This is a genomic window from Mucilaginibacter xinganensis (assembly GCF_002257585.1).
GTDB lineage: Bacteria > Bacteroidota > Bacteroidia > Sphingobacteriales > Sphingobacteriaceae > Mucilaginibacter > Mucilaginibacter xinganensis.
Window position 1 is genome coordinate 3,580,187 of record NZ_CP022743.1, and the last position, 12,510, is coordinate 3,592,696.

The window sequence follows — 12,510 nt, forward strand, 5'->3', positions numbered from 1 at the left end:
CTAATTTCGCCCTTGCAGAAAAGAGGAACAGAATTTGGATTACTTACAGGGATTAAACCCCGAACAAAGGGCAGCAGTTGAACAAATAAACGGACCGGTAATGATAGTTGCCGGTGCAGGATCGGGCAAAACACGGGTGATCACCTTCCGGGTGGCGCACCTGATCAACAAAGGGGTAGACGCGTTTAACATCCTGGTACTAACGTTTACCAACAAGGCTGCCCGCGAGATGCGTGACAGGATCACCAAAATAGTTGGCCCCGATGCCAAAAACATCTGGATGGGTACCTTTCACTCTGTTTTTGCAAAGCTGCTGCGCATTGAGGCCGATAAAATAGGCTATCCGAGCAACTTCACCATTTATGATACTGATGACAGCAAGAGCGTATTAAGGGCCATTATTAAAGAAATGAACCTTGATGATAAGCTGTATGCAGTAAACCTGGTGCTTAACCGGATATCGGCTGCCAAGAACAACCTGGTATCGTGGATGGAATACCAGAAGAATGACCAGATCCAGGCGGATGATATTGCTACCAAACGGCCCATGTTAGGCACTATCTATCAAAACTATGCTACCCGATGCTACCGCGCCGGTGCCATGGATTTTGACGATTTGCTTTACAAAACCAACGAACTGCTAAAATTGCACCCCGAAGTACTTAACAAATACCAGCACAAGTTTAAATACCTGATGGTTGATGAGTATCAGGATACCAACTTTTCGCAATATCTTATTGTGAAAAAACTGGCCGCAGTTAATGAGAATATTTGCGTAGTTGGTGACGACGCACAGAGTATCTACGCCTTCCGCGGGGCCAATATTCAGAATATCCTGAATTTTGAAAAGGATTATCCGGATCTGAAGGTTTTTAAACTGGAACAAAACTACCGCTCAACCCAAAACATTGTAAATATAGCCAACAGCATTATCGCCAATAATAAAGACCAGCTTAAAAAGCGGGTTTTTAGCGAGAAAGAAGCAGGCGATAAGATAAAGGTAATGCGCGCCTTCAGCGATAACGAAGAGGGCAAACTGGTTGCTGAAGATATAATGCAGCAACGTAGCACCAAAGGGCTTAACTGGCATGATTTTGCCATACTTTACCGTACCAATGCGCAATCGCGCTCAATGGAAGAGGCGCTGCGTAAACTGGGGATCCCGTATAAGATTTATGGCGGCCTCTCCTTCTACCAGCGAAAAGAAATAAAAGACCTGATAGCTTATTTCAGGATCACCTTTAACCCTAGCGACGAAGAAGCTATAAAACGTGTGATCAACTATCCGCGCCGCGGCATAGGAGACACCACGGTTGACCATATTATTGTTAGTGCTGATAAAAACCAGGTTACACCATTTGAGGTAATCATTAACGCCTCTCAATACCTTGACGGGCGAACAGCAGGCAAGGTGAGCATGTTTGCCACCATGATCCAGAGCTTCCAGGTAATTGTCAAAAACTTGTCGGCTTATGAAGCTGCGCTGCATATTGCACAGCATTCGGGCTTGCTGAAAGACCTTTATGAAGATAAATCAGTTGAGGGGCTTAACCGCTATGAAAACATACAGGAGCTGCTGAACGGGATTAAGGAGTTTTCGGAACGCGAGGACCTTGAAGAAAAAGGGTTGGATGTTTTTATGCAGGATATAGCGTTGTTAACTAATGACGATAATGATAAGAACAAAGATGCAGATACGGTATCATTAATGACCATCCACTCATCAAAAGGGCTGGAATTCCCGCAGGTTTACGTGGTTGGTCTGGAAGAGAATTTATTCCCTTCGCAAATGTCACTCAACTCCCGCAGCGATTTGGAAGAAGAACGTCGCCTGTTTTATGTTGCAACTACACGCGCCGAAAGTAAGTTAACCATTAGTTACGCCACCAGTCGTTTTAAGTTTGGAACATTGATTAGCTGCGAGCCAAGCCGCTTTTTGGATGAAATTGACGCACAGTATCTTGAGCTTGATTTTACAGCCAAGCCGGCGAGCAGCAACAACCCGTTCTTTGGTGATGAGCGCACTGCGTGGACCAGCAAGAACAGCAGCGGGAACGCCAGTGGCGATACCTTTTCAAAACCTAAGGCACCGCCGGTAAAAACCACCTCGATACTGGCCAAGGCACACGTACCTTCAGCAGGTTTTGCACCGTCTGACACAACTGGATTACAAGTTGGTATGGAAGTTGAGCATGAGAGATTTGGATATGGTAAAGTGTTAACCCTTGAAGGCAACAAACCCGATATAAAAGCAACTATATTTTTCAAAGAAATTGGCCAAAAACAATTGCTTTTAAAGTTTGCCAAATTACGTATTGTTAACAATTAAGAAAGATTATATTAATTTCTGTAGAGAAGATTCCCCACATTTCCCGCATAATGCAATTATTAATCCTACAGCAAAAGCATTTTGCCCATTAATTAATATGGCATAGAGTTTGTCTATATAATTTACAATCCTAATTGTAAATTAAACTATTGTACAAACTAACATGACAGACAACACTAAAAAGAAGACCAACAAATCTGTTGGAAAAAACATCCGGGCTATACGCCATCAGCGTGGCTGGAGCCAGGAAGAGGTAGCAAACCGACTTGGGATCTCAATTCCTGCGTTTTCAAAGATCGAAACCGGTGTTACCGATATCAACTTATCCAGGCTGGAGCAAATTGCCAACATTTACGAAGTGAACGTAATTAACCTGTTAGCCTTGGATGCCGAAGGCACTGAACCACAGGTTTCACATTTAACTATTGCCCAAAAGAAAATTGTTGACCGCGAAGCTGAAATAGCAAACCTGCAGCGTAAAGTTATTCTTCTTTATGAAGAACTCCGCAATAAGATCCCTGCAATGGTTTAGTTTTTTAAATAATTGTTCAATAAAAATGACACTATTGTATAAACATTGGGATGTTTTTCAATATTGAATGTCTGTCTATTTCACTCAAAATACTCGTAATTTCCCTATAAACTCCCGTAAAACCAGCCAAAGATGATTTTTTGGCTGGTTTTGGAGTTAAAATTGCAGCATGGCTCCCGATAAATTTACTGCCATGGAAAACTACCTATTATCAATTTCGAAAACAGAAGCGGCAAAAGACGGAACGATCCACGACCCGCAAAGCAAATTAAAGATTAAGGTATTTGACCTTCTAAAATCGAGATTTACACCAAGTTCAGGAGAAAAACGCTTTTTTGTTACTGCTGGTGATGAAACACTGGCGTTCGAAACCAAAGGTTATAAGAAGCATCGCGAATTACTCATCCTTCAAATGATTGCGTGGTATTGTTTATACCTCGGGCTGATTGAGGTGCAGATCCATAGCAGCTGGCCATTGTCGATGTAATTGCATATTTTAAAACCTAAACCCGGCAGAAATATAAGGGTATGCACCATCCTTTGAAAAACCAATAACAGCCTGTACAAGAATCAGTTGCGCCGGGATCAGATAAAACCCTCCGCCATACCCGTCATGCCATTGGGCTGAGGTTTCGCCTGGTGACCACACCCTTCCTATATCGTTAAAACCCACCAGCCCGAGTGTGCCGGGCAGCAAGTAAGATGCATAGTCAAACAACTTAAGGCGAACCTCGAAATTATCATAAGCCATACTTTTTCCGGTAAACCTACCGACGTAAAACCCTCTTAGGTTTTGAATTCCACCAAGCTGCAGTTGCTGGTAGTAGGAGGCATTACCAATAGTTGTGCCGCCCCCAATCCGGTTACCTATCACAAGTATCGAGTCCTTGTCGGGGTTTATAAAAAAGGTAAAATCAGATGACACCTGTCCATAACTGTGCGCCGCTGAGTTGAGCCCTTTTAACGCCGATACTGTAGTGTTCCAAAGGATTCCGTTATGCGGCACTACACCCTTATCTCGGGTATCAAGAACCAGCCCTGCAATCAGCCCTGCATTGGCCTGGGGGGCAAATACCTTTTGGCTAGGATACGCCGCGTTGTAATCGTTTAAAAACCTGTTATGATTGCTTTCTTCATCGCCGTTATAATACTGCGCCAAAACACCTCCACTGGCTGTCCAGTTACCGTAGGCATGCCTCAACCTCACATCAGCGTTTAAAAAACTATATACATTACGATAATAAGCTCTCTTCTTTTCGCCTTTGTTTATAAATTGTGTTTGGTTGCCCAGCCCAAAAAAGTAGCTCTGGTAATTGGGGCCTTTAGACAATAAATTGATCAGAAGGTCGGTTTTACCAATCACCTGTTTAAACTCACCCGTGTAATTCAGCAGTAGTGAGTTTGCCCCAAAGCCGTAATTGATCATTAAACTTTGCCTGAAGGCATAAGGCGATTTTCTGAAGCCTTGCTTCTGATAAATAAAATCTGCAAGAAATTGCACACCATAGTCACTGTTGTAACTGCCTAATATCAGCGGCTGTAAAAAATTGTATTTATAACCAAGCGGATTATAGTTATTAACTCCGGTGTCGGTTGAGGTACGCAGATGAACCTGCGCGCCTGCTGGAAACGTATTAATTTTGTCAGAGCGGTCATAAACATATCGGTTTCCCTTTGTATTAATACTACTATCTGCTGTAAAAGTATCCTCATCCTTCCCTCCTATCATTCGCACGGTTATTGGCGAAGACACTGCCCCGTGCAAGGCAAACACATCTTTTCCGCCAATGCCATAAAGCCGGATCTCGTTGGTTACCGATGGATCAAAAACCCGCTGATAGGTAACTCTTTCTAACCTTCCGTCCCTTTTAAGTTTCCTGATCTTTACGTCCACCTGCCCGTATGCCAGGTTAGTGATATCAAAATGTTCCCTGCTTTCTGTTGCGGGAATCTCGACAACTGCCGAAATGAACCTGTAATATTTTAAGGCCTGCTGCTTTAATATATCTCTACGGGAAATTAGCTTAGCTGTAATTTCGGCACCGCTTAGCTCATAAATATTTGCCGGCATTGCCTTAACCGCATCCTTTATCACCCGGTCGGTTAACTGTGTTTGTACAAAGGCAATTTGTGTTTCCCAATCCTGCTGGTTTAGGCCATTCAAAAAAAACCTGTCAAAATTACGCGCATTTAAGTTCCAGCGGTTTATCGACCGGATATGATCGCCATAGCTCTGAAACTTAGCCATAAACAGGTGCCTGGATGTTAACCACGGCAGCACACCGTATGAGTTGTTATAAACCTGGTCCCTGTCTCGCGGAACCGGCTCGTAAAAAACACCTATACTGTCTTTAATCCGTTCAAACCTCCACTGATCTTCGTGCCGGTCCCAGTCGCCAAGTAAAAAATCAAGCAGGCGGGCCCTTAAAACGGTTTTTTGGTCCACCCGATTATCATTGTCTGCCGCTAACTTTCCAAATACTTTTGCAACATTGTCGGTTTTTTCAACGTCCAATGGTTCGCGCTCTTCAAATAAAAAAACCTGGTTGGCATAGTCCTTACGATATTTCCCCAATGCAGGGTCATCAGGTACATAAACTATTTGCGGGTGTGCGTGCGGGATGCCGAGCGCCTGGGCCAAAGGCGGAACTGTTAAAGAGGCAAAAGGATGTTCTGCTGAAATCTGATCCTGAACGATATCTTTAGCTATTGTTTGACGCAGGTTAGCGGGCAGTACTTTTTCCGGATATTTTTGAATGGTGCGCAATACCCACTCCTGTCCGCTTGAGTCCTGCAGCCTGAGTGACTTGGTCTGCATTCCGCCGCCCGGCTGCAGAATCTTTAAACCGCCTTTCTCCTGCGCCAAGTGAAAGATCTTAAGCTTAACCTTTTCTGACCATAATCTCCGGTAATTCTCGCCCAGCAGAAACCGGTGCAATTTTGATACCTTGTTATAATCGGGCTCTATAGCTACGCTGATGCTATCAGGACTGGTTTGAGGCTGGGAAAACCCCTTGCAACTTATTCCGCCAAGAACAACAATGAACAAGTATTTTAAAATTACCATGCGTTTGGCAGATGATCTGGTAGCGGTTAATAGCATAAGGTTTTTGTAAGCTCCGTTTTACGATTAAATAATTGACAACAAAATAAGCAAAAACGCGGTTTGTTTAACAGAATTAATTAAAATACGTTGCCGGGTACTTTTAAACTACCATATATCCCACTCTTCGGCTGACTCTTTTTCAGGGATCGCAAAAAGGTAACCAATAACCAACAGGCAGGCCACCAGGGCGATTCTTGTAAATAAATAGATAAACTGTTCCATAGCTAAATAATATTAAATGGTGATTATTATAATGACGATTAAGAAATACAATAATGCTACCCATTACATAAATAACTATATATCAATTAATTAAAATACAATCCTCCGTATAACACTCACGATATATCGTTTTTTAACCATACAACAGCGATATTAAGTCTCTTAAAAACAAAAAAGGTCAAACTGTTGTCAGTGTAACCTAAATTAATTTGAACGCTAGCTAATCTATTTACCAGCCTCAAAAATGCTTTTGTAAATAGCCGATTGCAAAGCATCCGGATTAGCGATTGGCTTAATTTCAAAACTACGGGCATTTTGGGTTCCTAAAGTAATTTTCGCCTCGCCGGGCTGCCCATTTTTTACGATTCCCATAGTTACTATATCGCCATCTTTCTTGTTTGCAGCTATCGCCTTTAATGCTTCCAGGGTGGCTGGCTGTCCGTCAATACTAACAATTTTGTTATTTATCCGCAACCCGCTGTTCCACGCCGGTGATTGATATTGAACGTCGGTAACCTGTATCGCATCATTTTTAATTCCTGCAGTAATACCGCTCCATGCCCCCGGCTGCTTTTTCCAGTTATCATCAATATCAAGCCCGGCGTAGGCAAAATATGGATGATAGTTAACCTCCTTAACAGTAGCTGCATATTCAAATAACTCGCTTAAAGGTACGCCAGCCTCTTCTTCACATGCCTGCCTGAACTCCTGCGGGGTAAAGCCGCGTTTAAGCTTTTTAAAGTAAGTGTAATACAATTTACGCATTACATCGTCAAGACTTTTACGGTTTTGGGTTTCGTGCCTTATTTTAAGGTCAAGCATCAGGCCCAGCACTGGCCCTTTGTCATAGTAAGATATGGTTTTATTAAACTCGTCGGCAACACGCCCATTTGGCCCATCGCTCCAGGTTTCTAAACTGGCTTGTGTAGCAGACTGAAACAGGTGGCCTGGTTTGTTCTCATAGTTCAACAGGTTACCCCTTAATTGGCCTATCATTTCCTGTGCATTGGTAAGACCCGCCCTGCGGATAATCAAATATTCATAATACACAGTGAACCCTTCAGACACCCATAACATCTCAGTTTTATTTCCTTTTTCGTAATCAAACGGGCCGAGCTCTATAGGACGGATCCGTTTTACGTTGTAGGTATGAAAATATTCATGTGCCAGGAAACTATACAAGCGCATTTTTTCGGCCTGCGTTTTTAATCCTTTGTTAAAAAAAGCAACCGATGCCGAGTTGAGGTGCTCAATGCCGCCGCCGCCCGGCCCTACGCCTAAAAACGTGTAGTGCTTGTAAGGGATCTCACCTATGATAGCAGAACCACTTTCGACAATCTTTTTCATGTCGTCCATAAACGGCTGCCGGTCAAACTCGCCCATTTTGTAGCCGATAAAATCATGCTGAATGCCGTTAACCTTAAAACCGGGTAATTTTTCCAGTTTACCCATCAAGATCGGGCTATCATACAACACATCAAAATCAGGTGCTTTGAAAGTTGAAGAATCCTTCCCCACTACGTCCATACCGGTTGCAATATGCGTCCAGCCGGGGTATTGTTTAACCGTAACCGTAACCGGCTGCAAAATATTTTTATCTGCGTACAGGAATAATCCTGCAGGCGAAAAATAGCCGTGTGCAGTATCCAGATAATTACCACCAACAAAGTTTCGGATCGCTTCAATATTGTATTTAAGCACAACCGTTTTGTTTTTTGGCACAGCTACCTTCCACGTGTTTTGGTCTTGCTGCTTAAAGTCAAGGACTTTGCCCGCCCTATCCGTGGCACTAAAAGCAGACAGGCTTTTTCCAAAATTCATAAACTGGTAGTAGCCGGTTGTCCAGGTGGGCATTTTTAATATAATGGTATCCGGCAGTTTGCCGCTAAGTTCCAAGCCTACATGCACAATTTTCGCTGCCGGGTCAACATCCATAGTGTAGTGCCATTGCTGGTTGGCCTGCTGGGCAGACGCAGGAAAAACAAGCAAGAGATTAAGTAATGCGGCTAACGCAAATGCTAACACTTTTTGCCTAGGGGCTAGAAAGTAAAGTTTCATCATACAAAGATTGGTGTAAACGATAAAAGTTGAATTTAAAGGATATTAGCTTCAGGGTTGATAAAATTACTAACAAGATGTGATACTTCTTACCAAATCCTATCTCACACTAACTGAAAATTACCTTTGTTAATCACCATATTTTCAAAAAAGGGTAATTAATATTTTATATCTTCAATATTTTATCAACAAAATTGGGTTTTTGTTAAAAATAACATAAATTTAAGCCTATTATAACAACCGAATACTATCACTTATTTAACATTGGAGACGATAACCAGGAGAAATTTTCTAAGCAAAGGCGCTATGCTTGCAGGCGGCGCTTATCCGGCTATGCTTGCTCTAGGCATGTTGCAGGCCGCACCTGCCCATGCTTTTAACTTGACCGGCAGCGGAAAAGGAAAAAAGATTATTATTTTGGGTGGTGGCCTGGCCGGAATGACCTGCGCTTACGAACTTAATAAATTAGGATATAATTGTACCGTACTGGAGGCGCGTGAGCGTGCCGGCGGCCGATGTTGGAGCGTTAAAAATGGCAGCGTCAACACAGAAACTGATAAACCCACCGTCACCGCCCGTTTTGATGAAGGCCAGTATTTTAATGCGGGCCCCTCACGAATCCCCCATAACCACCAGCTTACCATGCATTACTGCAGGGAACTGGGCATCCCGCTTCAGGTTTACAACAACGTTAACGAAGGTTCTTATTATTTTGCGGAAGGAAAAGGACCGCTATCCAATAAAAAGATCCGTGTTCGCGAGGTGCATAACGATATCAGGGGATATATGACAGAACTGCTCGCAAAAAGCATTGACCATGGCAGCCTTGATACCGGGCTAAGCAAAGAAGATTCAGAAAAAGTAATTGAATACCTGATGGCTGAAGGCGGCCTTGATCCTGACAGGCTGTACAAAGCATCGGCACGCAGGGGTTACATTGAAAATCCGGGTGCCGGTGATAAACCGGGAAAAATAGCTGATCCGCATAAACTGGCAGAACTGATCCAGTCGGGATTAATGGATCCTGATTTTTATAACGTTGCCGAATACACCTACGAACTTCAAATGACTATGTTCCAGGCTATTGGTGGCATGGACCAGATTGCGAAGGCTCTACAGAAAAAAATTGACCCCAATTTAAAACTGGGTGCCGAAGTAACAAATATCACCAATATTGACAATGGCGTAAAGGTTACCTATAAAGATGCGCAGGGCGAACACATGATCGAGGGCGACATTTGTATCTGCACCATCCCCTTGCCTGTTTTAAGTAATATAAGTAATAATTTTTCGGGGGATGTTAGCCGGGCCATTGATTATATAAGTTACATCCAAACAGGGAAAATAGGCCTGCAATTTAAAAGGCGCTTTTGGGAGGAAGATGAGCATATATACGGCGGCATCACCCACACCAACAATGATCTGACGCAGGTATTTTACCCTTCATATGATTATATGGGCAAAAAAGGCATCCTGCTGGGCTATTATAATTTTAATGAAAAAGCACAACGCACAGGTGAGCTAAGCTACGCCGACCGCGAAAAGCTTGCCCTGCAAAAGGGAAGGCTGATTCACCCGCAATATGATGCCGAATTTGAAAGCTCCTTTTCGGTAAGCTGGCACAAAACAAAATACAATTTGGGCGGATGGGCAGTTTACAGCAGCGAAACCCGCAAAACACAATACCCGGTATTATTAAAGCCCGATAAACAGGTGTATTTCGCCGGCGAGCATTTAACTTACCTAAATGCATGGATGGCAGGTGCTTTTGAATCGGCACGGAGCGTGGTAACGGCAATTCATGGGCGTGTAACGGAGCAGCGGGTACAATACCCGGCAACAACAACTAAAGGATAAACTGACTTACTTACTCATAATTTAAAAAAACTGACATGGCAAACTCACTTAACCGCCGAAACTGGATCAAGTCCAGCGCTTTACTGGCCGGGGGACTGGCCTTAGCATCCGGAACGATTAATAAATTAGCGGCAATGCCCGTAATGCGAAAAATGGGCTTCGCCGGAAAGCCTGTTACCGACGAAACTGTAATTTTAGATGCAGCACCGGCGTTAAAGGCCCGGCTGCTTGCCAACGAAAATCCTTTCGGCCCATCGCCGGCGGCAAAAAAAGCTATCCAGGAAACTTTGGATACCAGCTATCAGTACGCATTTATGCAGCTATCAACCCTTTCGGGAAAAATTGCGGCGTATGAAGGCATCAACCAAAGTAATATCATGCTCAATTCGGGATCTTCTGCTCTGCTGCTTGCGGCTGCTATCCATTACAGCAAAGGCGGAAAAAGCATTATCACCGGCGATCCGTCTTATGATGATCTGCCAACCAGCGCCCTGCGTAATGGCGGAAAATGGGTAAAAGTACCGTTAACAAAAGATTATAAACTAGACCTTGACGCTATGGAAGCTAAGGTTGATGACAATACCGGCCTGGTTTATATTTGTAACCCTAACAACCCAACCGGTACCGTAGTTGATACCGATAAACTTAAAGCCTTTTGTGAGCGTGTATCAAAAAAAACAATGGTATTTGTTGACGAGGCCTATATTGATTACCTGCCCGATCCACAGGCCACTACATTAATTGGCGGCGTAAAAGCAGGTCAGAACATTATTGTAGCCCGCACTTTCTCCAAGCTTTATGGTTTTGCCGGTTTACGCTGCGGCTATATTGTAGCTCAGCCCGATACTATTCATGCACTTTCTATTTACACCGGCGGCGCATTCAATCTTTCGGCTACCACCATTGCCGCTGCAATTGCAGGTTACCGCGAAACCGACTTTTTACAGGATGCTCTTAAAAAGACCATCGCATCAAGAGAATTTTTGTACGCTACTTTGAAGAAAGAGGGCTATGAATACATTCCGTCATCGGCAAACTTTGTAATGTTCCCGTTAAAAATGGATGGGGCGAAATTTGTTGGCGAAATGATGAAACGCGGAGTCGGGATCAGAAACTGGAAACTGAACGGAGCAGACTGGTGTCGGGTAAGCATTGGCCGCATGGATGAAATGGAGGCATTTGCTGATGCATTTAAACAATTATCATAAAAATAAAACTTTGTCATTTTGTACACAGTGATAAATCTTAATACCAGCAGTCGTGGCTCCCGTTTACGGCTGCTGGCATTATCCGGCAAGATCATTTGCTACATTTCAGATGACAAAAAAACACAACTCAATACCATGCGTAATTTATTACTTACAATTTCTTTATTTATAATTACTTTAACCACTAAAGCGCAGCAAGCTACTGTGAATCCACGCCCGCTTACACTGGACGAGTACAACAAAGCTTTAACTTACACTGTTGCCGACCTCGACAAGGACACCTATGTTAAGTTTGATAATGCTTACATCCTTGACAGGTATGAAAACCGCAAACCTTATTTTATAACCGGCGGCGATGGCCTTAAAAAACGCATAGACCTTTATAAGCTAATTGCGAAAGAGGGCATGCAGGAAATTGGCCTGATGGTGTTTTACACCAGCGAAACCGGTAAAAAGTACCAGGCCCTGGTGCCCGACTTTACAGCTGACGCAAAAGTATGGGCTAAATATTTCCAGGATATTGACGACATCAACAAGATTGAAAAGAACTATATCCTTAAACTATCCTACGTCCTGTCAAAAGAGATGAGCTTTCAGCAATACAAGGTTTTAAATAACGGAAAAGATCTTAAAGAAGAAGCCGCAACTTATGGTAACGACATTTGCTTCCCCGGCGATGAAGAGGTGACCATGAGCAACGGCGCAAAAAAAATGATCAAGGATGTAAAAAGCGGCGATGAAGTAATTACCGTTGACCCGGCAACAAACAAATCGTCCGTTATTAAAGTAAAAGAACTAACCGTACATGCGGCTAAGAACTATGCTATCACCGAACTGGTTCTGATCTCGGCAAAAGAAAAAAACACCGCAACGGCCATCAATATTAACCTGAATACCAAAGTGCTTAAAGCTACACCCAATCACCCAATGCTAACTAAACAAGGCAGTTTTAAAATTGGTGAAGTAACTATTGGCCAGCGGGTATTATGCCTTAACGAGCAGAACGGTAAATATGAAACCTACACCGTTTTAAGAAAAACGGAACATGCAGGCGGCGTGCAAAATGTTTATAACATTGAGGCAGCCGGCGGTAGCACCCTGGTACTTAACGGCGTTATGGTAATGCAGAAATAAAATCATTTTAATTCTATGATAAAAGGCTCTTTTATAAAGGGCCTTTTCTATTTAAACAAATTGC

Annotated in this window: 8 protein-coding genes; 6 read left to right on the forward strand and 2 right to left on the reverse strand. The window is 43.2% G+C overall.

Features of this window, described 5'->3' with window-relative positions; all coding sequences use genetic code 11:
* Positions 1-34 precede the first annotated feature (34 nt).
* The 3 genes from MuYL_RS15675 (at position 35) to MuYL_RS15685 (ending at position 3,348) form a co-directional block, all read left to right on the forward strand.
* Positions 35-2,329, forward strand: coding sequence for an ATP-dependent helicase (locus tag MuYL_RS15675; protein ID WP_094571464.1), 2,295 nt, complete (start codon positions 35-37; stop codon positions 2,327-2,329).
* A 163-nt stretch (positions 2,330-2,492) separates the two neighbouring features.
* Entirely contained in the window at positions 2,493-2,861 is a 369-nt protein-coding gene (locus MuYL_RS15680; RefSeq protein ID WP_094571465.1) for a helix-turn-helix domain-containing protein, read from the forward strand.
* A gap of 193 nt (positions 2,862-3,054) precedes the next feature.
* Positions 3,055-3,348, forward strand: coding sequence for a hypothetical protein (locus MuYL_RS15685; RefSeq protein WP_157740881.1), 294 nt, complete (start codon positions 3,055-3,057; stop codon positions 3,346-3,348).
* A 9-nt stretch (positions 3,349-3,357) separates the two neighbouring features.
* Here MuYL_RS15685 and MuYL_RS15690 read toward each other — a convergent pair whose 3' ends face one another.
* Positions 3,358-5,964: a BamA/TamA family outer membrane protein gene (locus tag MuYL_RS15690; RefSeq protein ID WP_245845586.1), complete on the reverse strand. Its 2,607-nt coding sequence runs from the start codon at positions 5,962-5,964 to the stop codon at positions 3,358-3,360.
* Between the two features lie 450 nt (positions 5,965-6,414).
* Entirely contained in the window at positions 6,415-8,250 is a 1,836-nt protein-coding gene (locus MuYL_RS15695; RefSeq protein WP_094571467.1) for a M61 family metallopeptidase, read from the reverse strand.
* A 261-nt stretch (positions 8,251-8,511) separates the two neighbouring features.
* On the opposite strand from MuYL_RS15695, the gene MuYL_RS15700 reads away from it, so the two are divergent.
* From MuYL_RS15700 to MuYL_RS15710, 3 genes are read left to right on the forward strand one after another with little or no spacing between them, the layout of a single operon-like run.
* Positions 8,512-10,104: a flavin monoamine oxidase family protein gene (locus tag MuYL_RS15700; protein ID WP_211710162.1), complete on the forward strand. Its 1,593-nt coding sequence runs from the start codon at positions 8,512-8,514 to the stop codon at positions 10,102-10,104.
* Between the two features lie 35 nt (positions 10,105-10,139).
* A complete protein-coding gene (locus tag MuYL_RS15705) occupies positions 10,140-11,312 on the forward strand; it encodes a pyridoxal phosphate-dependent aminotransferase (RefSeq protein ID WP_094571468.1) in 1,173 nt (390 codons plus the stop codon).
* A gap of 27 nt (positions 11,313-11,339) precedes the next feature.
* A complete protein-coding gene (locus MuYL_RS15710) occupies positions 11,340-12,446 on the forward strand; it encodes a Hint domain-containing protein (protein WP_157740883.1) in 1,107 nt (368 codons plus the stop codon).
* The last annotated feature ends 64 nt before the right edge of the window (positions 12,447-12,510 follow it).

What these genes read in the sequence shown, in the direction of transcription:
- MuYL_RS15680 (WP_094571465.1), top strand. Translation starts at nt 2,493, where the DNA reads ATGACAGACAACACTAAAAAGAAGACCAACAAATCTGTTGGAAAAAAC.
- MuYL_RS15685 (WP_157740881.1), top strand. Translation starts at nt 3,055, where the DNA reads ATGGAAAACTACCTATTATCAATTTCGAAAACAGAAGCGGCAAAAGAC.
- MuYL_RS15690 (WP_245845586.1), bottom strand. Translation starts at nt 5,964, where the DNA reads ATGCTATTAACCGCTACCAGATCATCTGCCAAACGCATGGTAATTTTA.
- MuYL_RS15695 (WP_094571467.1), bottom strand. Translation starts at nt 8,250, where the DNA reads ATGATGAAACTTTACTTTCTAGCCCCTAGGCAAAAAGTGTTAGCATTT.
- MuYL_RS15705 (WP_094571468.1), top strand. Translation starts at nt 10,140, where the DNA reads ATGGCAAACTCACTTAACCGCCGAAACTGGATCAAGTCCAGCGCTTTA.